General features: G+C 44.7%; 17 protein-coding genes. 4 read left to right on the top strand and 13 right to left on the bottom strand.

Annotation, left to right across the window (positions count from 1 at the left end; genetic code table 11):
* Positions 1 to 36: 36 nt before the first annotated feature.
* Positions 37 to 765 carry a LytTR family DNA-binding domain-containing protein gene (locus MHH46_RS01910; RefSeq protein ID WP_076101193.1) on the bottom strand — a complete coding sequence of 243 codons (729 nt, stop codon included), beginning with the start codon at positions 763 to 765 and terminating at the stop codon, positions 37 to 39.
* Positions 762 to 2,366, bottom strand: coding sequence for a sensor histidine kinase (locus MHH46_RS01905; protein WP_280513476.1), 1,605 nt, complete (start codon positions 2,364 to 2,366; stop codon positions 762 to 764). The genes MHH46_RS01910 and MHH46_RS01905 overlap by 4 nt, the downstream gene beginning before the upstream one ends.
* Positions 2,367 to 2,627: 261 nt before the next feature.
* On the opposite strand from MHH46_RS01905, the gene MHH46_RS01900 reads away from it, so the two are divergent.
* Entirely contained in the window at positions 2,628 to 3,143 is a 516-nt protein-coding gene (locus MHH46_RS01900; RefSeq protein WP_076192790.1) for a nucleotidyltransferase family protein, read from the top strand.
* Positions 3,144 to 3,218: 75 nt separating this feature from the next.
* Here the strand turns inward: MHH46_RS01900 and MHH46_RS01895 are convergent, their stop codons facing one another.
* Complete coding sequence (locus MHH46_RS01895; protein ID WP_076192691.1) at positions 3,219 to 4,733, bottom strand: methyl-accepting chemotaxis protein; 1,515 nt, start codon at positions 4,731 to 4,733, stop codon at positions 3,219 to 3,221.
* Between the two features lie 234 nt (positions 4,734 to 4,967).
* Here MHH46_RS01895 and MHH46_RS01890 point away from each other — a divergent pair, with 234 nt between their 5' ends.
* Positions 4,968 to 6,062, top strand: a complete 1,095-nt coding sequence (locus tag MHH46_RS01890) for a GGDEF domain-containing protein (protein ID WP_076124680.1) — start codon at positions 4,968 to 4,970, stop codon at positions 6,060 to 6,062.
* A 119-nt stretch (positions 6,063 to 6,181) separates the two neighbouring features.
* Here MHH46_RS01890 and MHH46_RS01885 read toward each other — a convergent pair whose 3' ends face one another.
* Positions 6,182 to 9,304: an EAL domain-containing protein gene (locus MHH46_RS01885; protein WP_076192688.1), complete on the bottom strand. Its 3,123-nt coding sequence runs from the start codon at positions 9,302 to 9,304 to the stop codon at positions 6,182 to 6,184.
* Positions 9,305 to 9,609: 305 nt separating this feature from the next.
* Between MHH46_RS01885 and MHH46_RS01880 the strand changes: the two genes are divergently transcribed.
* Entirely contained in the window at positions 9,610 to 9,753 is a 144-nt protein-coding gene (locus MHH46_RS01880; RefSeq protein WP_167348483.1) for a hypothetical protein, read from the top strand.
* 178 nt (positions 9,754 to 9,931) lie between these two features.
* Positions 9,932 to 12,214, top strand: a complete 2,283-nt coding sequence (locus MHH46_RS01875; protein ID WP_076192685.1) for a TPM domain-containing protein — start codon at positions 9,932 to 9,934, stop codon at positions 12,212 to 12,214.
* Between the two features lie 90 nt (positions 12,215 to 12,304).
* Here MHH46_RS01875 and MHH46_RS01870 read toward each other — a convergent pair whose 3' ends face one another.
* The 9 genes from MHH46_RS01870 to MHH46_RS01830 all read right to left on the bottom strand — a co-directional run bounded on the left by MHH46_RS01870 (position 12,305) and on the right by MHH46_RS01830 (position 22,825).
* Complete coding sequence (locus MHH46_RS01870) at positions 12,305 to 13,921, bottom strand: ATP-binding protein (RefSeq protein ID WP_076192682.1); 1,617 nt, start codon at positions 13,919 to 13,921, stop codon at positions 12,305 to 12,307.
* Between the two features lie 192 nt (positions 13,922 to 14,113).
* Complete coding sequence (locus MHH46_RS01865) at positions 14,114 to 14,902, bottom strand: formate/nitrite transporter family protein (RefSeq protein ID WP_076124688.1); 789 nt, start codon at positions 14,900 to 14,902, stop codon at positions 14,114 to 14,116.
* A 459-nt stretch (positions 14,903 to 15,361) separates the two neighbouring features.
* Positions 15,362 to 16,462: a toxic anion resistance protein gene (locus MHH46_RS01860; RefSeq protein WP_036687432.1), complete on the bottom strand. Its 1,101-nt coding sequence runs from the start codon at positions 16,460 to 16,462 to the stop codon at positions 15,362 to 15,364.
* Positions 16,463 to 16,473: 11 nt separating this feature from the next.
* The gene (locus tag MHH46_RS01855; RefSeq protein WP_076124759.1) at positions 16,474 to 17,181 is read right to left on the bottom strand and encodes a hypothetical protein; all 708 of its coding nucleotides are present in this window, start codon (positions 17,179 to 17,181) and stop codon (positions 16,474 to 16,476) included.
* A 34-nt stretch (positions 17,182 to 17,215) separates the two neighbouring features.
* Entirely contained in the window at positions 17,216 to 18,271 is a 1,056-nt protein-coding gene (locus tag MHH46_RS01850; protein ID WP_076124690.1) for an ATP-grasp domain-containing protein, read from the bottom strand.
* Positions 18,268 to 19,101 (bottom strand): HAD family hydrolase, encoded by an 834-nt coding sequence (locus MHH46_RS01845; RefSeq protein WP_036687429.1) that lies wholly within the window; start codon positions 19,099 to 19,101, stop codon positions 18,268 to 18,270. Before MHH46_RS01845 ends, MHH46_RS01850 begins: the two co-directional genes overlap by 4 nt.
* The gene (locus MHH46_RS01840; protein ID WP_076124692.1) at positions 19,098 to 20,249 is read right to left on the bottom strand and encodes a cysteine protease StiP family protein; all 1,152 of its coding nucleotides are present in this window, start codon (positions 20,247 to 20,249) and stop codon (positions 19,098 to 19,100) included. The genes MHH46_RS01845 and MHH46_RS01840 overlap by 4 nt, the downstream gene beginning before the upstream one ends.
* Positions 20,230 to 21,672 (bottom strand): phosphoribosyltransferase family protein, encoded by a 1,443-nt coding sequence (locus tag MHH46_RS01835; RefSeq protein WP_081387862.1) that lies wholly within the window; start codon positions 21,670 to 21,672, stop codon positions 20,230 to 20,232. Before MHH46_RS01835 ends, MHH46_RS01840 begins: the two co-directional genes overlap by 20 nt.
* A complete protein-coding gene (locus MHH46_RS01830; RefSeq protein WP_232061116.1) occupies positions 21,617 to 22,825 on the bottom strand; it encodes an HpcH/HpaI aldolase/citrate lyase family protein in 1,209 nt (402 codons plus the stop codon). The genes MHH46_RS01835 and MHH46_RS01830 overlap by 56 nt, the downstream gene beginning before the upstream one ends.
* Positions 22,826 to 22,866 lie beyond the last annotated feature (41 nt).

Here is a 22,866-nt window from a genome sequence, read left to right as displayed (position 1 = left end):
CGGCATGAGATGACGGAAATGAAGAATGAATTGCATTTATAAGCGCATAATCTGCCTGAATTCTTTTACCTTACTACGACTTACCGGCACTTCAAAATCTAAATCATGCAGGCGCAGCAAATACGTGTTGTTGAACCACGGGATGATTTCCTTGATCTTGGACAGGTTAACAATATAGGAACGATGGCAGCGAAAAAAACGATCCTGCGGCAGCCGCTGAAAGAAATCGCTAATACTAAGTGCCATGCTGTATTCCTCACCTTTAGTCATCACACTTGTACTTTTTTCCTGCGCGGAGGCGTAATAAATATCGTCGGCATTCACTACGATAATCTTTTCATTTTTCCACAGATTAACCTTGTCACTGACCGGATTACGCTCTTCTTCCCCCTGTCGTCCACGGCTGGCAAATGCATTTTCCAGCTTGTGCAGCATGGCTTTGATGCGTACCTCGCTATAAGGCTTAAGAATATAGTCAAAAGCTTCAATCTCAAACGCCTCAGCGGCATGCTCCTTATACGCAGTGATGAACACTATGTAGGGTTTTACCGAGAATCTACTGATATTTTGTGCCAACAGCACCCCATCGATGGAAGGAATATTAATATCCAGAAAAATCACATCTACCGTATCACTCTGCAAAAATTTAAGCGCGTCCAGCCCATCTTCAAACTGTGCCGTTATATCGATCCCGCTGTGCGTCTCTATTAAATAAGCCAGCTCCTGTCTTGCCAGCTCTTCATCCTCTACAATGATCGCTCTCATTGGTCCTCCTTTTTAACATCAAAAAAGATGTTCGTCCCTTTATCCAATCTCTGAATGGTAAGTCCAGTCCCATAGATCAGCTTTACCCGTTGGTGTACATTAAACAGCCCGATTTTATTCTCCGGCATATCGCCAGTATAGACCTTCTCTATCGTTTCCTCGCTGATGCCAGCTCCGGTATCGCGAATGCCCACCCGTACGGTATCCCCGTGGTCTTTTACAGAAATCGTTACTGTTCCTGTCCCTCTTACCTTCAGTATGCCATGTATAATCGCATTTTCTACAAGCGGCTGAATGATCAGACTCGGAATTCGAACCTGAACCTCATCAATATCATAAAGCACGTTAAGCCGGCTTCCAAAACGCGCCTTTTCGATCTCTACGTATTGCTGGACCTGCTGTAGCTCTCGTTTGATATCAATGAATTCATCGGTAAGCTCCAGATTGTATCTCATATAACCGGACAGATTCACAATCAGCTCGCGTGCCTTATCCGGATTAATTCGAATCGAGGACGCAATCGCATTCAGTGCATTGAACAAAAAATGCGGGTTAATGCTGGTCTGCAGTGCCTTCAGCTCCGCTTTGTTCGCCATTTCCTTAATGCCTTCCACCCGCGACACTTCCATCAAGGTAGAGATCATTTGTGACAGACCCACGGCCATAGCTTGAAGCGAATAGGTAATCTTGTGGGCTTTGGTGTAATAGATTTTGAGCGCTCCCGTCACCTCACCCTTTTCCTTCAAAGGAATAATGATCAGCGACTTGATCTGCGGATTCACGTAATCACTATCATCGTTACGGATGGTAATTTCACCACTGGACAACGTTACTTTAGTTTCCTCACTGATAATATCGTTAGTTGTCTCATAATCCTCCTCACCCACGCCAACATAGGCACGAATAAACCGAGTATCTGTAATCGCTACAGCGTCTGCACCGATATCCTCTTTGATGATCTGGCAGATGGTGTGCAGCGACTCCTGATTAATATTGCGAAAATACGGCAAGGTCTTATTGGCAATATCAAGCGCCAGCTTGGACTGCTTAGCCGCGATCCGTTCCTTCTCACCTTCCACGCTCTGCACTAGCACAACAATCAGGCCGACACTAATCTGGCTCATAATCATCGGAAAAGCGATCTTGGACACGATATCCACACCCAGCGACATCGGCTGAGCCATCGCTAGAATGAGCAGCATCGTCAGTGCCTCACAGGCCATTCCCGCCAAAATCCCTGCTATCCAGCGACGTTCACCAGAGGTGCGGCGATAGATTATCCCAGACACTATGCCTGCGGTGATACTCGTAATCAGACAAGGAAGAGAGGTTACCCCTCCAATATCAATCAGAAAACGGTGAACCCCTGAGATGATGCCTGTTATAAGTCCAACCCATGGTCCGAACAAAATCCCGCCAGATACGATGGCGATAATTCGCACATTCACAAGCGAACCTTCCACATTAATCCCGCTATAAGTGCCGAAAATGGCAAATAAGCTGAAGATCATCGTCGCAATAGCAAGCTCTTGCGGAGCGTAACTCCCTTTTTGAAAAACCTCTTTAAACCGCGGCAGACGAGTCAATACAAACAGACACATCAGCAATAACGCAGCTCTTTCCAACAATTGCAGTAATATAGTAAACGTATATTGCACGGTCACCGCCTCCAAAGGTCTCGATGTCGATTCATTATAAAGATAGTTCATGCCTCTGTCCATTCAGCCTGTCCCTTTATACCTCTATTGAAACTCTTGTTGTATGATATTAACAGATTGGAAGCATGAATATTCGGAGGTGGCAGTTTGCACAAGATAGAACACGAGGCAGATATCATTCAGCTTGTACATAATGATCCCTGGATGATGGATATTTTAGAAAATGCCAGATCGCTACAGTTACTTGACTGGTGGGTTTGTGCTGGGTTTGTACGTTCAAAAATCTGGGATTCCTTACATGGCTTTGAAGAGCGGACCCCTTTGCCAGATATTGATGTTATTTATTATGACGGCAGCAATCTTCATGAGGAAGTGGAAAAGCAATGGGAGGCAAAACTAAGAAATTTAAATCCCCATGTGCCATGGTCCGTTAAGAATGAAGCAAGAATGCATACCATTAACAACCTTGCGCCCTATACGTCATCTGTAGATGCCATCTCCAAGTTTCCGGAAACAGCTACAGCGCTTGGGCTTTCCTTAGATGAATACGGTAAGGTTATCCTAACCGCTCCGCATGGGATTGCAGATGTTATTAATGTAGTGTTACGGGCTACCCCTCATTTCAACAATAATCCGAACTTACTCCCTATTTATGAAAAACGAATTGCAAAAAAAAACTGGCAGGCAACGTGGAAGCAATTGCAGGTCAGCGCTACCTAAAGCTAAGTTGTGTTAGCATCGGAATAAAAAAGACAGCAAGCCTCTGCTACAGAAGGGCTTGCTGCTGTTGTTTTATTACACCGCTAAATCAATACCAACCACGCCTACTACATCTCCCTGACGATTCCGGATTGCTCTAGATAATGTAATACAAGAACGTTTCGTAATCGCGGATACATAAGGTTTAGAGACATATTCACCTTCATTCATGGCCCCATTCCACCAATCACGCCGCTTAGCATTCAACAGGCCAGCCGCTGGCTCGGAGTAGATAAAGGTTCCATCCGTCCGATTGGACCAAATGGCTTGTACATCTGGAATTTTCTTAATGTAAGCGTTCAAAACACCTTGATGAACTTCAGTATCTGGAGCGTAAAGTTCTTCCTTGGCGGAAATTGTCTCCAAGAGACTCTGCATTTCCTGAAGCCGGGCTGCATATTGGCTCATCTCAATTTCCGCTCTGCCCGCAATGCTAGTAACCGATTGCTGTAAGGATTGCGACTCCGCTAACAGATTGGCGCTGACTTCGTTCAGCTGCCCAATTTGATCCCGCTGCCGTGTCACCTGCTCCAGCGTAAGGTCTACATTGGCAATCGTCTCATTCACGATAGCCACCGCACCGCTCAGCTCCGTTGTCACTTCTACAATCAGCTTGCCCTGCTTCGCGGCAGCATCGATTGTTTCCGTCACGGCGCTGCCTACTTCATCTACTCTCGACGCGATATCATCGAGTCGAAGCTTAACCGTGCCGACCTCGTTCACCCCACGCTCCACTGAGACTTGCTCTTTCGTAACGGATTCCAGCACCTTCTGTACTCCATTATTAATGTCAAGCAAGATGCCTGAGGAGCGGTCTACCGAGCTCTTACTTTGATCAGCCAGCTGCCGAATCCGGCTGGCCACTACTGCAAATCCGCGGCCCTGTTCACCGGCCCGGGCCGCTTCAATAGAAGCATTCAGCGCGAGCAACGAGGTCTCATTCACAATGGAGTTAATCAATGTATTGATCTCCTCTACCATCGCAATATGATTACTCAGGGTAGTAAACTTAGCTAACATGTCCCCACTCTGTGTTTGCAGATCCTTCATCACCACATCTGCAATGCTCAGGGAATCTACCATTGCTGTCATTCCTTGCCGAGCATATTGCATATTCGAGCCTAGTTTTTCCGTCAATTCTTCGATATGTGCTGTAACTGAGGCTACACCGCCCATCGTCTGATAGGCCCCTTCAATATTGGCTTTAGCTTCATTGCTGCGAATCCTTAAATCCGTTTCATACGCGTGTGAATAATCTGCTGTCTGCTGCAGCTGCTCTGTATGGCGGCTGATTTCTTCAAGCGCACCATGCAGCCGATCCGAGGTAACTACAATCTCATTGCCAAGAAGCTCCACTTTGTTCTGTGACTCCTTCAGCAGCGCTTCTTTGCGATAACCGTAGCGGGATGTATTCAGCGAGAACCATCCTAGAGAACCCATAAGCAGAATAATCACCAGCTTATGCATCCAGAGCATATCAATCAATAAGCTGTACACACTGACAAGAAGCAACAGGACGACTACGAAAATCTGGTTTCGACGGATCTGCATCTTTACTTCCACTCCACTCGATTGATGTTATGTATTCTAACATTATATCAGCAGAGTTAATTAAAGGAAATACTTTCTATAGTATTCCTTTTCGATCAATCATTCCCCGGGCCAGGCAATCTCCCCTTATAAAGATGCTTGTTGATCTCCCGCTTCCAAGAAAGCCATCAAGAGGAAACCTGAGCTTATTGTCGAATATATAAGCATATTGCCACTGGAAAAGAGGATCACATTATGCGCGCCACACCTCAAACTCCTCGTCAGACCTATTGGAATCGTGTGCTTCTCAATTCATTCTGGATCATCCTGATTGTGTATTTAAGTATTCAGTTCATTGTTTCTCTATCCTTATGGAGCCAGCGTCCGGAAACCCCAACCAGGAACGATTATATTGAGCACTCGTTGATTTCTGATTCCATCATAGTGAGTTTGATCATTATTCTAGAAGTAATCTATAGATGGAGGCCTCTGTGGGCCCAACTCGCCATTACGGTTGCAAGCCATCTATTTGCGGTTTTGATTATCGTCAATCTCAGCGATGAGTTGCATGTTAAATCATTAATTATGCTGTTCCCGCTACTAGTCTCGATGATCTATCTGAAGAGCAGTTATATGATAGCCACTTCTGCTATTTCTCTACTGTACACGATCATTTTATTCACCAAGACATCCATTCACGAGTACTTCCCAATCACCCAAACAATCATTATCGCTCTTATTTTTGCAGGCACTGCTTTGGCAGGTTTTGCAGTAATCGTTCGTGGACGTGATTTGATGCAATCCCTGCAGAACTCCGTCAAGTCAGAACAGGAATTACGCATTCAGAATATAATCATGGATCGTCTATCTAAGATAGATCCCCTGACTGATCTGTATAATCACAAGACTTTTCACGAATATTTGGGTTGGCTAATCGAGCATCAGCAGAGTAATCCATTCTCCATGCAGCTTGCCGTTATGGATATCGATAATTTCAAAAAAGTAAATGATTGCTATGGACACTCTGTTGGAGATATCGTATTACAAAAAGTCGCAGCGATCCTGCTCGAGTATATCGGTCCTGATGATTTCGCCGCGCGGTACGGGGGCGAGGAATTCATTGTCATTCTGACAACCAAAACCTTTGAACAATCCTATGAAATCATGCAACAAATTCTAGCCAAAGTCGCCGATACCCCTTTTGCCGAAATGGAAGGGAAAAGCATAACCGTCAGTATCGGGATGCATGATTACACAGGTGCAGACTCCAAAAATTCTACTTTTCAGCAGGCTGATGATGCACTTTACGAAGCTAAAAACACCGGGAAGAACAAAATTGTCATCAGCTAGTGACAAGCTCCACAGACACTGTTTATCTGTCGGAGCTTGTTTTCTTTTGCAAAGCCTTAATTTCAGAAGCATTTCATACCAAAAACCCCCACCTTGTGATGAGGGCTGTGTATCCACTGCTATATTCCGTAACGCTTCTGCGGTTCCAAAAGCTCCACCACTTCCTGCTTCGGAACAGGTCTGCTAACCAGATATCCCTGTACCTTATCGCAGCCCGATTTTCTGAGGAAATCCAGCTGGCTGATCTCTTCCACTCCCTCCGCAACGACCTCCAGCCCCATATTGTGGCCCAGCTGTATAATGGTCTGCACAAAAGACTGGCTGTAAGCTTTTTCCGAAAGCGAATCGATAAAGGTTTTATCCATTTTAAGCGTAGAAATCGGCAATTGCTGCAAATAACTAAGAGATGAGTATCCCGTTCCGAAATCATCCAGCGCAATACGAATGCCTTGGGATTTGAGGAATTGAAGCTTATTCACGATACTCTCAAACGATTCCATAAAAATAGACTCGGTGATTTCCAGTTCAAGACAACTAGGCTTTAGCCCACTTTCAGCCAGACTTTCCTGCACCATCTCGACGAAATCATCCTGCAATAGTTGAATAATGGAAATGTTAACTGATATCTTGTAAGGAATGCCCATACGATCTTGAATGCCCTTCATAAAGATGCACGATTCCCTAAGCACCCATTCTCCAATATAAATAATCAGCCTGGAATCCTCGGCGATTTTGATAAAGGAAAGTGGAGATACAAAGCCCAGCGTTGGACTATTCCAGCGTATTAAAGCCTCAAAACCAGAGATTAATCCAGACTGGATATCCACCTGCGGTTGATAATATAACTCAAACTCATTATTATTCATGGCACTGCGCAAATGTTTCTCTATATTCATCCGTTCATTAAACGCAGTATGCATAGATTTGTCATATACTACATAAGTCCCCTTACCATCCTCTTTTGCCCGGTACATAGCGACATCCGCATTTTTTAAGATTTGCTCGGTGGTCTCACCATCTTCCGGATAAAAGGAAATTCCAATGCTTACGGAAACGTACAAATAACTCTCTCCGATTAAAAAGGACTGCCTGAACGCTCTCATGATCCGCTCCGCCAGGTCTAGCACATCCTCGTGGTTTTCTATATCCTTAATAAAAATCACGAATTCATCCCCGCCGAGCCGAGAGAGCATATCTCCTTCCCGCACCACCGACTGCAGCCTTTTGCTAGCCTTCTGAATAAGAACATCACCGGATTTATGCCCTAAGGTATCATTGATGTATTTAAAATTATCGGTATCTACGAACAACAGCGCCGCCTTGCCTCCTGAACATTGCAGATATTTCTCCATAGATTCCAGTAGACATACACGGTTGGGTAGATTACTAAGCTCATCCACATAAGCTAGACGATGCATGTGTTTTTGATTCTCCACCAGCATATCGTATTGCTCTACAAGCTCCTGCTGTGTGGCTGTAAGCTGTTCATAGGTTGCCTCAAGCTCCTGATAACTGTTGCTCAGCTTTAGCTCTACCTGCTTCCGCTTACTAATATCAATCAGCGAACCGATAAATAACACAACTTCATTCTTTGGATCAACGATAGCTTTACCACTTACCTCAAACCAGACGAACTGATTATCTTTGGTCCGCATGCGGTATTCCGTCTCGTAGATAGGTGTTAAACCTGCCAGATGATCATGTCTTGCCTTTTGGGATGATGGCTGGTCATCGGGATGAATAATACTAAGCACCCCATCTTCGAAAGAATTGATTTCATCCTCCGTATAGCCCATGAGCTTGTACCAGCGATCCGATAGATTATACAGTCCTGTCTCCCAATCAAGCTCCCACATGTATGCACCAGAACCCTCTGTCGCGAGACTGAACCGTCGTTCACCTACTTGCAGCTTAGCAAATTGCTCCTGTAGCTCGACCTCTGTTGCTGACAGCTCTTCGTAAGTAGCTTCCAGTTCCTCATAACTTTGCTGAAGCCTTAGCTCATTTTGTTTGCGTTCATCGATATCCACTCCTACAAGCACAAAAATATCAGCTGCCTGCTTATCCAATCCTTTCAACAAGGTGGTCCGAAATGAAAAATACTGCGCTGCTGGCGAATTGTCCGGAAGTTTATGCTCGATATTATCAACATAGTCAAGCTGTACGGCCCTTTCCAGCAGATTCCGAATAGCCGCCGTACTGCCTGTCAGCCCCTCTATATCCTCAATGTTTTTGCCCACTACTTCATTCTCGCATAGGCCCGTCATTCGCTCAGCGTAATTGTTAAACCGAACTACCTTTTTATCCGCCTGCACAGCCCAAACCACCATACCGCTATGCTCTATTACATCCTCAAAAAATTGCTGTTCCGAATAAACCGCCCGCCGTAAGTGATTAATATACATTTTTAGCAAAACCGCACTAATGATCAGAAGGCCAAGCAGAATAATGGCTCCCACAATAAATCTATTGCGCATCATAACTTTATAATAATCCGAATGAACGAAAAAATAGTGCTGATACAGCTCTTCAAAAGCACCTGAACGATGCAGGCGATCCAATCTCTCGTTAACATAAGTCACTAGCTCCGGAGAGGATTTACTTATTGCAAAAGCGACATCCCTAGGGTAGAGATTGCTCATTTTTTTGATAATACTCCCCTTCAATTTCTGCTCTGCAATCAGATAATCAATCACTTCCTGATTCTCAAATAGAAGGTCGATTTCCCCATTTTCTAAAGCCTTCAAAGCTTCAGGAGTCGTTGCATATTCTATGTAATTTGTAATCCCCACCTTGCTGTTCAGCACGGTTGCAGAATACTGTCCATTCCCTAACCCAATCTTATAACTTCCCAACGTCTTTAAATCGATCTCATCCTCAAGCTCTCGCCTTGCATAGATGGAAATATAATTCTTAATAACTGGATCTGAAAATAACACCTCTTGGTTACGCGACTCCGTAATTGCCATAAGACCTGCTATCTCAATATCTCCTTGAATCAGCCGACTGTATACTTCATCCCATTGCCCAGTACTGTAGTGAATAAGGTAATCCTGCTTCTCAAAAATCATCGTGCTCAAATTAATATCAAACCCGGTCAAATACCCGTTTTCTACATATTTATAAGGTGGATATTCCAGTTCTACTTGGTACCTTATATCCTCTCTTTCGGCGTGAGCGGCTGTAGGAGGTACGAGCAAAAGCAGAAAAATAATCAGAAGCAACATTGTGCACCGCTTCATTGCCCAATTCCCCTTTTTGCTAAAATTTAGAATTTAAAGCATTATTCTAAAAAGTATTCGACAAAATATGGTAAGATTCCTGCTAATTCTTTCCTAAAACCACACATTATACGCAAATCCCCATCTTTCGATGGACTCTTTTATTTGTAAATGATAAAAGTTACGAAGTCTTGATTTTTATATTGCTTTTTACATAGAAAATGTGGATAATAGCAATAACGATAAACGTTGATAATGATTATCATTATTATAAGCGTTAATAATTTCAATTTACTATATTTAAGTTAAAAGGAGACTGATCACCCATGAACGTTACCTCTACCCGAACAACATTACAGGTTGACGATTATCTGGATCTGCTCAATCTTGCCGTTAAAGTTGGAGATTTGAAATGGCAAAAAGAAATTAAATCCAGATTGCAATACATTCTCTGTCTGCCGACAAGATAATACTTCCGAGTATACGCCGTGTTCCCTTATTTTTTGGGGGCATGGCTTTTTTTGTTGGTATGCAGACATAACTATATAATAATTGGAGTATCTCCAGGTCACCTGATGGTTAATGATATAGTATAATTATCAGCATAATATATTGAATAAAAAGTCCTTCAGATCGGAGCGTGTCAGCTTGAAAAAGTATATAGCTTTATTCTTAATGCTCAGCCTGTTATGGGTACCTGGTGCATACGCCGCTGGAATTCCTGCACAGCAGGGATTTGTTACCGATAACGCTGAAATGTTCAGTTCCGCAGAAGCCGCGTCTATTTCTGCTACCGCTACTGGAGAACTCATGACCATCCATGTACTCACTGTAGATTCCACAGACGGTACTCCAGCTGATAAGTATGCAGACAAGGTTTACGACTCGTGGAAACTGTCCACGCGGGATCTTCTACTGCTGATCTCCGCTGGTGACCAGTCCATTGAGCTAAATTTCTTAAATCCAGACTTTCAAAGCTCGTTAAATACTTGGTCTAAGAATCAGGGAGGGTCCTCGGGAAGTTCAGCCATCCAAAAACTGCTCGACACCTATTTCATTCCTTATGCCAAAAAAGGGGACTTCGCTGGCGGGACAAAGGCTTTGATTAATGCCATCCATTCCATCGGAGATCGTGCCGGCAATACTGGAGGAACCGCAGGAAGCGGGAGCGCAGCCGGGGTCGGGAATGATGTAAACCGCTCCAGCAGCTCCATGTTTATGATTGCAGCGATTCTTATCGGAGCCCTTCTAATCCTCCTTCTACTCTTTGTAATGGTTACAGGTCTGCGTCGACGCAAGCAACTTAGCGAGCAACAGAAACAGTTATCTAATTTAATGGTCCAGGCAAATCGGGCACTGGAATCGCTAAACCCTTTTCAAGGGATCGTTCAAGGGAAGACGGGAGAACTAGTCGAAGGTATTTCCAAGCGGCTGTCCGCCAAGCTCGTTGAAATCTCCGCACTACAAAGCGAAGGTCAAGGCGTTCAGCCAGCATTTTATCGCTTGGCTGCCCTCAAGACAGCCGTGAAACAATTGCAGCAGACCGAAGCTGCCTTCCGCACAGCGCTTGAAGAGGAAGAGAAACACATAGCTGTCATTAGCGAAGCTGACCGCAATGTCAAACAGCGTATTACAGAGCTGAAAGAGGATACGCCAGAGCTTGAAGAACAGCTGCAAGGTGCAGTTAAAGAAACCGGGTATGAGCTTCAAGAAATTGTAGAGGAACTTAAAGAGCTTGCGGAGGAAACTGCTAAGGCAGACCAATTGGAGCTTTTTGATCCCATTGCTGCACAAGAGGTTACCGAGGATGCACAGGAACGTCAGGAAAAAATCGAACAGGATCTGAAGGATGTTGATCTCTATGATGATAAGCTAAACAAATTTCCTACGGTATTAGCTGCGGCACGTGCCAAAATCACCGGGATCATTGAACAGAATTCACTGCACAATATGAAGGTTAAGCCATATGACCACCTAGAGCAAGCCCGCGTAGAATCGTTGACTCTTGAAGCGCCGCTGCGTATAGGAGATATGGATGAGGTGCGCAGAATCGGCGCCAGTCTAGATCTGCTTCTGGATGAAGCTGTTGCTATGACAGAGCAGCAAGCACTGCTGCGGCAGAATAACCGCAGAGATCTAGAGACATTCCGCACCACATGGAGCCACTTGAAGCAGCGGCGAGACGAGCTGCAGGCCCGAATTACAGAAGCACGTGTACATTTCGAAGAACAGCATATAGTTAGCGTAGAGAACATTCTGACGGAGTGGAGCACACGTCTTCGGGAAGGCGCAGGTGAAGTGGCGCAAATTGAGAACTGGACCAGTGATGAACGGGGCGAATATGACAAGGCCCACGATGCGCTGGAGCGCTTGCTGTCCTTGCAGGATGAAGCTGGCCGGCAATATGACGGCGTCTCTGAAAGTCTAAATGCATTAAATGAAAGACTGGATAAAGTACAACGTCTCTTCTCCGAAGGACAAAGCCGGGTAGAGACGACCCAGCGAATGCTGCACAGCAGAGGCTTGTCTTCCAGAATCCGCTTTGAGTTATCCTTACTGCCGGAATATAGCCAGTTGGAGCAACGGTTGTCATCCCGGCCTTACAACCTGGAGGAACTAGAATCGATTGGCCACGCTTATGGCGCTCAGATCACTTCCTTTGTGAATGAAGCGAACCGAATCGTTCGCCAAAAAGAAGAGGAAGAACGGCTTGCCCAGCTAGCCATGATGAGAGAGCAACAGCGGCGTGCGCAAGCCCGTAAACGGATGTCCTCTGGTCCTCCTTCTTCAGGCGGATTCGGTGGGGGACGTTCCTCCGGCGGCTCTTCCTGGGGTGGTGGCGGCAGTGGCGGCAAATCCTCCGGTGGTTCTTCCTGGGGCGGTGGCGGCGGCAAATCCGGTGGAAATTCATCGGGTGGCTCTAAGTGGTAATTCCTCACCATTAGATGCAAATGGATATACAAAAAGACTCTTTCGCTTATATGGGCGGAAGAGTCTTTTTAATTATGAATTATTGCTGTTTCATTTGTGGTATGAATGTGCCATCGGAAGATAAATTGTAACGGCCGTGCCTACTCCCTCTTCACTAGCTATTGCCACATATCCTCTGTGGGCAGTCACGATTTTTTTGACAATCATGAAGCCAAGTCCATTCCCATCGCCTCTAGTCGTGTGAAAAGGCTCTCCTAATTTCTCCAGAACTTCCTTGTTCATACCCTCTCCATTATCGGTGAAGGTAATCACCTGAAATTCATCCTTCACATCAAGAGTCACTGTAATGCTCCCGCCAAAAGGCAAAGCTTCCATTGAATTTCTTAGGATATTGAGGAAAATCTGCTTAATCTGATTGCGGTCACATTCGATCTCAGCATCATAATGGATCTTTGTATTTAACGCTATATTATTCATCTCCACCTGAATCGCGAAGATATTCAATACTTCCAGCAGGATCGTACTACATTGTTCAGTCATATAATGCGCAGCCTGCGGTTTACCCAGAATAAGAAACTCGCTCACAATAAGATTCATTCTTTCCACTTCTGACATAATGAGATCATAATGCAGCAGTCGTGAATCTTTATTAGCCAGTTGAAGCATCCCTTTCACCGTAGTCAGGGGATTGCGGATCTCATGTGCAATGCTCATAGCCAGTTGTCCTGCGACCACTAGCTTTTCTGTATTGCGCAGCACTTCTTCCGTTCTTTTCATCTCCGTGATGTTGCGTAAACTTCCAATCACACGCGCTAAGTAACCATTCGCATCGTAAACGGGTAGTACATCTAACATATAATGCTCGAACAACCCGTTTTTCTCCTGAATCACTTCTAACCCGGCACATGCGACATGATGTATGATGACATGTTGAAAGTATGCGCCCACATTCCTAATTTCAAAGACACTAGTTCCAACAACAGACTCTTGATGCTCACCACCCAAATGAAGCATAGCTAAACCGTTCTCATTTATATTCACGACTGTTCCGAATTGATCTGTTATGATTACCCCTAAGTAATTGGTCTCTAGCAAAATCCGATTTAATAATTGCAGCTGAGAATTCCCTCTCCGCAACAAAATCTCACGTTCAATCGAGTCAGCCATCGTACAGAGCAGAGGCAGCAAATGGGGATGGGCTACATCTATATCTGCCATAAATGAAATTGTACCTAAAATTTCTTGTCCATTTTCTTTATAAAATGGAGCTGTACAGCATACTAAATGATGCAAAATATGATGGAAATGGTCTCGTCCTGTCAGCTGGAATGGCCTCTGATATTCAAGGGTTAAAGCGATTGAATTGGTACCCACCTCTTTATTCATCTGCACGCCTTCTTTGATGCCTACCTGTCCTACGAGATCAATAATCGTCGCATCTCCTTGGAACGCCAATAGATAACCTGCATCATCCGAAATCGTAACTAGGATCGGGTTCCCTTTGACTGAGGAAAGAAATTTTTTGACAAAAAATTCGATAACCTCAATCACTTCACTATATGCGCTAAGCTGTGCCCCCAATTCATCAGTAGAATATCCCTTTGCAAAGACAGGCGGTTGCTCAGGATCAATTCCTTGGTCAATACAATGCTGATTGGAAGCCTTAATAATGGTCTCATCCGTCAGTATCCCTGTTGTCTCATCCAAAGCCCTTACCCCATTCTGTATGAATCTTCAATTTTGCATTGCATAATTATGTATTCTACCTCTCTCCCTCTAATCCTTTTCAATCCTTAAAAATCAAATAATCCCAATGTTAAAAAATAACTTTCTGCACAAAAAAACTCCACCCCTATACAAGAGCGAAGTTTTGGAGGATTATTATTTTCTATTTTTCTGTTAATGCTTAGTATCATCCAAAAAAGGTTTATTCACATAATAATACATTACCCCCATCAGTACGCCACCGCCAATTAAATTGCCGATCGTAACGGGGACAAGGTTATGCACCACGCCATACCACGATACCGTTCCGGGATGATCAAGTACTAGCGCAATCGCAAAGGTACACATATTGGCAATACTATGTTCATAGCCGGAGATGAAAAAACAGAATACGAATAAGACCATTGCGAACATTTTGGCCCCATCGCCTTTCATATTCATCGGTATAAAAAAAGCCATACAAACGAGCCAGTTACAAAGAATAGCCCGAAAGAAAAGCTGACCTGCCGGGGCTTCCATCTTATGCTCCACTACATATAGCAAAAAACCGTTTACATCTGAGCTATAGAACAGTCCTGTCAAAAAAATCAGCAAGGCAAAAACGGCAGCCCCAAGAATATTACCGATATAACTCATGATCCACATGCGGACAACCTCAGACCATTTCATTTTCCGTCTTAGTGCCGTGTATGTGTAATAAAAAGTATCTCCGGTGAATAAATCGCCACCACCAAAAGAAATTAGAATAATAGCCGCTCCGAAAGTAATCGCAGCCATTGGATATGCAAAGGGGGATTGCTCCATAAAGAAATAGTTGCCTGTCTTAAATGCTACAATTACACCGAATCCGATAAACATACTGGCCAGCATGGCTCTGGCAATATAGCGCATTACGCTTTGCCGGAATATCTTCTGTTTCTTAAGTGCTAATTGTTCAACCTGAAGCAGTGCCTCGTTCTCCATGTGACCTCCTTAGGGATTTTGGTATTTCCAGCTGATTATGGGCTAATCGACAGCCTTGCGTTATTATACCCAATAACCCGCTGGAAATTACTTGAACCAACTCGCGGCAAAAAATCCCTGAATACTTACGGGGAAGCGAAGCTACCTCTTGCTAATTGTCTTCATTCATTTTAGCAATGGCTTCTGCTTTTTCACTGCTGGCGACGATGATAAGCACGAGTATCAAACAGCCTAAAACCATAGCCTATCCCCACTTCCTCCACATGTAGTCTTGTGACAACTTATGTATTTGAATAGGGCTTTATGTTTGGCTACAGTAAACTTCATTTGATTAGATCACGTTTACGCCTATGTAGTTGAAGTAAGCTACTTCATATCCAAAAAAAAGCAGAGCAGCGAACCCCCAGAAATGAAGACTCACTGCTCTGCTATATTTTTATGAACTTTTTTTAAAAACAATTAGTTCAAGAAGCTGCTCAGTTGGCTCTCTGCTTCACCTTGTTTCAGCGCCTCAGGCTTGTCCGCTTCATTGAGTCCTAGACGATTGCCCAGTTGGGTATTGATCGTCGTCATTTTGGATGTATAATCCTGGCAGCTTTCGATAATACGACGGTTTGACTGTTCCGAAGTATCCAATGCGCTAAGCAGATCGCCGATCGCTTGATTCACGGCTTCCATAGACATGGAAGGTTTGGATAGAAGCTCGGTCGTTTTTTCTGTAGTCGTACGCAGCAAGCGTGCATTTTCTTTAAACTGATCTTCAATCGTCTTATTTGTTGCTTCTACAGCGTTGATAACATTCTCCTGATCGGCCAGCGACATCGCAATCATTGCCGACACTGTAATCAGATTAGAAGTTTTATCAATCGCATTATTTACGGAATCGATCAGTTTATCATTATTGTCATTGATGATATCTGTAGCAGCAATCGCTTGATTGTAGAGCAGAATCATCTCTGTCATGGACTGAATACGAACCATCACTTTACGCAGACCACGCTCCAGATAAGCTTTACGGAACTCATTCTCAGGCTTCGCAATCTCCACCTCGAACAGCTCTTTTAGCTTATTGCCGAAGGCAATTTTGGTTTGAAGGTTATAGATCTCCTCCATAGAGGTACGTTTCAGCTGGCGCATATTTACAATACTCTCTTCGAGGGTATCTCTGCCGTCGCGTAGACCAGTAACAATCGCATCAATATTTGTGCGGACAGACTGATATTTGTACACATAGTTCTTCATCGGACTCTTCCGCAGCATTTTGCCGAAAAAGCTAACATTCTTACTCTGTTGCAGATTTTCACACTCATTCCGCAGCTTCATAATCATGTTAGGCACTTCAACACGCTTACCGGACATCAGGTCATTTACCGGACGATCCAGCAGCTTGAGCGTTTGGCCTGCTTTTTCCTGCGTCTTCACCCCAAGCTTCCCGATATCATCCATTAAAGAATCCAACGTGACTGTATCTGTCTGGGATACCTTCTCGATCAATTGTGCGGCTTCTTCGACTACCTTTTGTTCATCTTCTTTTTTTAATTGGATCAACTGCGTGGACATGGGTTTCCCTCCTATAATTCGGAACTGCTATACCGCTGATGAATCAGTTCCGCCTTCGTCTGAAGTTCCATCAGGTCTTTATGTTCGATCGTCGAAGCAATATCCGATATTTTGGAATCAACATCTCTTAGACCGTTCAGCAGCGTTCTCCGATTCTTCGTCTTCGCTTCACCACTTAGGCGCAAAAATGGGTTAATCACACCATTTAAATCCTTCAGAATCAATCTGCGGACCGTATGATTAATATCGCCATTATTGAGCTCCTGCAGCAGCGGAATTACACGTTGAAGTCTCGCAAAAAGCGCCAGTGATTTCTCGACAATTTCATTGTCCAGTGTATCCTTCTGCCCCTCGGAGATAATCATATCTTCCAGAATGCTAAGGTACTCAACTACCGGAGCAAATTCCGGTCCAATCTTCGTTGGTTCGGCCTCAGTTCTACCACTATTACCCGGATTACCTGGTGCAGCATTATTTGCCGCACTAGGTAATTGCGGAGCATTTGCAGAGGGAGCTGGGGCAATAGGTACCGTCTCTGGACCTGCTGGCAGCACCTCAGCCGGAAGGTTGGTTCTTGGACTTCTCGTTGCAAGAACCCCTACCGCTGCACCCGCTACAGGCAACAGCAAGGAGAGTAACTCAGGCAAAAAAGAACTCGTTAATACAGCGACAACATAGCCAATACCGGCATACAGCAACACTTTCGATTTAAATTTAATTTTTCTCACCTCTTGTGAGCGAGATTGCGAACGCTCAATTCACGGGATCCGGAATTACGGATTCGCCGTTTATTTTCATAATTAGCGGCTGCTCTACATGGCTGGCAAGCACATTATCGCCGAACTCCGCAGGCTGGACCTCTCCGCCGAGTGCACTTTTGACAGCCAGGTATGGAAAGTTAATTCCAGACAGACAAGAAATATGAAGACCTCCAGACATCCGGGGGTTAATCTCCAGCAGTTTAGGAATTCCACCACTATACTTCATTTGAATATTGAAATTGAAAGGTATTTTATATACTTCTGCTACCCGGGAAGCGATCTCCTCCAGCTCCGGAATATGCTCCATCAGCCGCAGACGACCGCCAGCTTTACGACGGGGTACAGCCGCTAACAGCCTGCCATTCTCATCTGACAAGCAATCTATACTGTATTCATAACCTTCCAGCAGTTCCATCACCATAAGTTCAGGGAATGTAGATTCACTTCCCAGAATACGATAGGCCTCTTCGAAGGATATCAGCGGAGTTACATGACCAAACAGCTCCTGTAAAGGACTACGTGTGTTATCAATGATACGGAAGCCAAGGCCTCCCTCTGTCTCCGTGGGTTTAAAGCATACGCGATGTCCTTTGGCTACAAGATCATGATAAGCCTCTTTGAACTGCTCTGCTGTACTCACCACATGATAATCAGGAATTGTCATAATCCCTGTTTCCTTAACACTTTCGTAGAACTTCCCCTTATCCATGATGGTCTCCAATAAGTCTAAATCTCTACAGACCAGAACCTTGGTGCCAATCGCATCAAACATAGCAGCATGCAAAGCTATATCCAGCATATGTAACCGTGGAATGAAGATATCGATCTCATTACGGCGACAGAAATCCACGCAGAATTGAACATATTCTATTCCAGTCAGTGCTGGTTCAGTCCCAGCAACATCAGCACCTTGAAGGGACATATGGTGAATATCAGGATGCGTGGCGAAGATTTGTACAGGAACGCCATCCTCATTATTGCGGATGAGATTCATATAATGGTAAGCGACGGAAAACCAGCGATTGAAATAAATGTTTACCTTTTTCATAGTGGCCCAACTCCCAATACGGTTAAGTTATTATAGATCATGTTTACATACTGTAGAATTTCATCACCAGCAAAAACACCCGCTTGCTTCGTAAAGGGATACCTTGATTTTACAAGACCACTCTGCTGCTCTGCAAATATTTCTCCATGACAAGGAGCAATCGCATAGTCCGCACTTTCTAGTAAACTCTTATCCAACAAGGAATCTCCCGATGCTACCATCGGTTCTGAACGAACCGTCCGGCGCACATGAACAATCGCATCACTTTTATTCACAGCGGCAGGGACGACATATAGCTTGCGTCCTTGTAAGGATACCCGCCAGCCCAAATCGTATAATCGCTCTGCCAGATTCGTGATCTCATCCATAGGTAATAAATCACGCACTACCACAAAAGTATAAAATAAATCATCACAATACCGCTCACTAATGATCCATTCCTCGTGCACTACAGACCTAACGTGCATTCTAACTTCTTCTGCCGCAGCCGATTCATTTTGAACAAGCCTGCCCACCGAAGCTCTCCAGCTCTTATCTACTTCGCCACCAATCAGAATATTCCCGCCATTACTAGTAATCGCGTAGTCTGGAATAATCGTGTCTTGAAACAGATTAATACGCTTATACTGCGCTATTGTACGTGTTGTAACGGGCATAAAGATAATACGGGAAGTAAGCTCCATCAGATCAGCCAATGCTTTTTGCGAAATGTATGAAACCGTCTTGCCATCCACAACCTCCGCAGGAACCAGGCCCGGAGTATTCTCCGGAACACCGATTGCATTTAAGGAATAGATTAACGTTCGGTCCAAATCACTGGCATAGATCATTCCGTCTCACCTCTCAGCGGCTTAATAATCCCGCAACAGGAGTAGGTGAGTCCAGGGAATACTTCTACTGGAACCCCTCTATCCTCTGCTAAGAGAATAATATGACGAAGATTTGGATTATCCATAGTATCGACAAGAATCTTCCATGGTACTCTGCGCAGCAGCACTCGGGTTGTTTCTCCGACTCCGGGCTTGACCAAATTGATGTTATCTATGCCGAACACTTCTTGAATACTCTGAATATCACGCAGGCCCTGCCATGTAATTTCTGGCGGGGATTGCTGCATCTGTTCAGCAATCGCTTGTGCTTCTTCCGCAACGGAGGAGAAATACGGGCAGATCGCCGCAATGAATACATTGGATACATCCGTATCGAGCCATTCCTTGTAGAATTTAGCCCCATGGAATTCTTCCGGACCAATTAAATCATCGCGCAGCACTGTCCGGCTCATCAATCCTGACACCGTAGAATTGAGGCATGCACTAGGAATAAGATAATCCTCTCTAGTCCCGAACGTGCCTGAACAGTTCCCGGGATCAGCCAATACGGCCAGGTCATCATTTAGCCGAATGCCATATTTCTCATATAGGCTGTTGCACGCCTCAATCAATACCTGGCGAATAGCCCCTTTCCCCGTCCATCCGTCGACAAACTGCAAATCAGCGTCAAGCCCATGCTTTTGCAGAATATAGAGGATTGCGTTCTCATCAATCCCCTTGCCCCGAATGATAGAGATACTATAATGCGGCAGATCAGCATCATATCGCTCTTGGATATAACGCTTAATCAGTACACCAATTGGTGTTCCCGCTCTTGCCAAAGAGACTAACACCGTATCAAGTCCCCGTTGAGCGACAATCATCTCAGAGACTACCGCTACTGCTAGAGCGACCTTCTCCGCAGATTGCTCCAGCGTCTCGTGAAATAACTCAATATACTGCTCAGTAGGCTGATATTCCACGGGCAGCATCTCAGAGTAGTGTACACCTGATTGAATGGCGGCCTCTCTTTCGTCAGTCGCCCGCTCCAGTGAAACATCGCTCAGATCCTTAAGCAAAAATATAACATCTGACGGAGAATAGCTGCCTAGCAGAACCGGTTCGGCTATACTTCTGTTTAGAATTTCTTCAGTTACTGTTCCCTTCATAGGTAGGGCCTCCACTTCTTCTTTCCGAGGTCAGTACAATAAGATGCACTTTATGGCGGGCCAGTTTCTTCAGTATATCAAGCATAGGTTTCATACGCTCATGCGGTACATCACGCTCAATCAGCACAAATATATCATCGTATTGACCAGGAGCTATATTATAAATAAAGTTTGTGATTTCCGGATCACCAGCTGAAGGATACGCAGCAGCACTATGTACCCCATAATCCGGCCGACGCTCAGGGTGGATTGGACTTCTAGTGGAAGACTGGTAAGCAATCCCTTCCCCCATTTCCGCCGCCACTCTCATCGGAAGATACATAAATTCTCCTACACCCATTACCAAGGCTTTCGGTCCTCTACGCAATTGCCGCAGCTGCTCAGCTATTCGTTTCACACCCTGATCAAGCTCCAGATTATCCTGTGACTCCATTCCGAACCGTCCACTATATTTCATATACGGCGCTGTGTTGATCTCACCATAGGAATCGATAGAGGATACCTCCAGTCGTTCCATTCCATCTTGAGCATAAGTAGTTACAACCTCACACTCAAAAATGGCCTCTCTATCCAGCTGCTCAGTATCCTTATTAAACACCGGTGAACCTATCACTTCAATATTCCCTTGCAGCAGACATAACGACCTAATGCGAATCCCCAGCTCCTGCTCAAGCTCACTATAGTGTTGAAGATTGCTGCCGCTTCTCCAGTCCAGAAGAGAGACTACCACATATTCCTCCCGCGGGAATTTTGACTGAATATCTCGAATTGTATTGATCGCGGTTTTCCCGGTCGTAATCTCGTCATCTACCAATATAATGGGCTCTGTCCCAGATAAGAGTTCGGTATCCAAGGCATAACATAGATGATCAACTGCATGGGAATGCTCTTCTACAAAACTTACAACAGACTCCAAATCAGGAATATGCTCACGCGTAGTATGAATATAGGATGCCTGCTCAGCAAAGATGTTGTACACACTGTGACCCAGTGCAGTTGCCGTTTCTGCGAATCCAATAAAAACCACAGGCTTGGGCAAAACCAGCCGGGCCGCTAGTAAATGTTGATAGGCTTCCTTAGCAAATTCAGGATGAATCAGCCCATGAACCGCCATATCCAATAGCTTTGTCATACGATCACTATCCACGGAATCGCCGTTCATCTCCTGATATAACAGCAGCGCCAACGCTGCTCCGCTTAGAAGTGAAGTATACGGATCGACGGGGATATGCTTGCCAAGCACCTTACTGACAAACAGAAAAGTTCGTTTTTTATTAATTCGCGCCGCCATAGAAAATAAAGAATCCAGAGGCATATGAAAGGGGTTAAAGGTTTCGGTTACATTCACTTGCAGGTTCTCGACTATGTTATACGTGCGTAAATTCGTTTTCGGGTAATAATCCGACAAAATGCTGTTGTTCATGTAACACCCCGTATATTTGAGATCGTAGTAAAATTCGTCTTGCCCAATTCAGATGGGGCTTAATTTCGTTCATTTTATTAAAATATTGACTCTTAAACACGCCCAGACTGCCATCATTACTTTCTACAATGCTTAAAGCGTCGACGTATTCCTCATGCATCACCGTATACATCGCCTGAACAGGTCTGAGGTGAGAAGGATGAATAATCGTCTTACCCACAATTCCATTCTCTTTATCCAAAATAACCTCACGAATTAGCCCGTCTACACTGCTCGAGATATAGCTATTCCGCATATCACGGCCGTTTTTGCCGTAAGTATCCTCAAATGGCGTCTGCCGCAGCTGCGGCCGGAGAACTCGATGACCTTTATTCGCAAAATACTCCCAGACAGGTCCTGAGATCACATATCCCTCTTCAACCCGCCCAAACACATTGATAATGTCCGAGATACAGTCACGGATAGGAGTAAGATCATAAATACTAACATCAGGACTGCGACGCAGTCCGAACAGGCTGGAGAAATCCGTTGCCCCAATTCTGACGTTTAGGACAAGTTCACGGTAATTACGGAGTAAATCACGGATAGATAGCAGACTGTCCACTCGACTTTCCCGATAAATAATAGGTGCAGTTTCCAAGATTGGCATCCCGTAAAGCACAGGATCATTATAACCACGCGTATTGTTGTACTCAGCTAACGTTTCAAAATATTGAATTCCATTGTCCACAGAGAACTTAGGAAATACAAACCCTGTTAACATCGTTACCAAGGATCCCAAGCGGAAAATCATTTGCCGGAGTTGGTCCGGGTTACGTACTCGTATAAAAAGAAGCGGGAGGCTGTTCGATGAATCCAGCTCATTTTCTGCGTAAGCAGCTAGGTAAATAAGATGCTGGATAATAGACTCCTCTGCATTGTCAACCTGGTCATCTCCGATTGCGTCCTCCAGATCTATAATAACCGTCACTAGACCTGCATTCTTGAGCTTAATGATGTCTTCTGCAACACTTGCACGGGTAGCCGGCATATAGAGGGCAGCGCCGACAGCGTAGGCTAGCAGTTCCTTGTTCGTGGTATGATCAAATGAGATAGGCGGAGTGTAAAACAAAGAGATTTCTTGTTCTTTCGTCAGGTAATCGAAGTATCTCAAATCGGTTCCCCCTTATAGTTTTGCGAAGCCAAGCAAAACAA

The organism is Paenibacillus sp. FSL H8-0175, assembly GCF_045040615.1.
GTDB classification, from domain to species: Bacteria; Bacillota; Bacilli; order Paenibacillales; family Paenibacillaceae; genus Paenibacillus_AQ; species Paenibacillus_AQ odorifer.
Note: the sequence above shows the minus strand (reverse complement) of the source record. Positions and strands in the feature narration are given on the sequence as shown.

What these genes read in the sequence shown, in the direction of transcription:
- MHH46_RS01835 (WP_081387862.1), bottom strand. Translation starts at nt 21,672, where the DNA reads ATGAACAACAGCATTTTGTCGGATTATTACCCGAAAACGAATTTACGC.
- MHH46_RS01865 (WP_076124688.1), bottom strand. Translation starts at nt 14,902, where the DNA reads ATGGAGAACGAGGCACTGCTTCAGGTTGAACAATTAGCACTTAAGAAA.
- MHH46_RS01890 (WP_076124680.1), top strand. Translation starts at nt 4,968, where the DNA reads ATGCGCGCCACACCTCAAACTCCTCGTCAGACCTATTGGAATCGTGTG.
- MHH46_RS01905 (WP_280513476.1), bottom strand. Translation starts at nt 2,366, where the DNA reads ATGTGTCTGTTTGTATTGACTCGTCTGCCGCGGTTTAAAGAGGTTTTT.
- MHH46_RS01900 (WP_076192790.1), top strand. Translation starts at nt 2,628, where the DNA reads ATGATGGATATTTTAGAAAATGCCAGATCGCTACAGTTACTTGACTGG.
- MHH46_RS01840 (WP_076124692.1), bottom strand. Translation starts at nt 20,249, where the DNA reads ATGAAGGGAACAGTAACTGAAGAAATTCTAAACAGAAGTATAGCCGAA.
- MHH46_RS01845 (WP_036687429.1), bottom strand. Translation starts at nt 19,101, where the DNA reads ATGATCTATGCCAGTGATTTGGACCGAACGTTAATCTATTCCTTAAAT.
- MHH46_RS01860 (WP_036687432.1), bottom strand. Translation starts at nt 16,462, where the DNA reads ATGTCCACGCAGTTGATCCAATTAAAAAAAGAAGATGAACAAAAGGTA.
- MHH46_RS01850 (WP_076124690.1), bottom strand. Translation starts at nt 18,271, where the DNA reads ATGAAAAAGGTAAACATTTATTTCAATCGCTGGTTTTCCGTCGCTTAC.
- MHH46_RS01895 (WP_076192691.1), bottom strand. Translation starts at nt 4,733, where the DNA reads ATGCAGATCCGTCGAAACCAGATTTTCGTAGTCGTCCTGTTGCTTCTT.
- MHH46_RS01910 (WP_076101193.1), bottom strand. Translation starts at nt 765, where the DNA reads ATGAGAGCGATCATTGTAGAGGATGAAGAGCTGGCAAGACAGGAGCTG.
- MHH46_RS01880 (WP_167348483.1), top strand. Translation starts at nt 9,610, where the DNA reads ATGAACGTTACCTCTACCCGAACAACATTACAGGTTGACGATTATCTG.
- MHH46_RS01885 (WP_076192688.1), bottom strand. Translation starts at nt 9,304, where the DNA reads ATGAAGCGGTGCACAATGTTGCTTCTGATTATTTTTCTGCTTTTGCTC.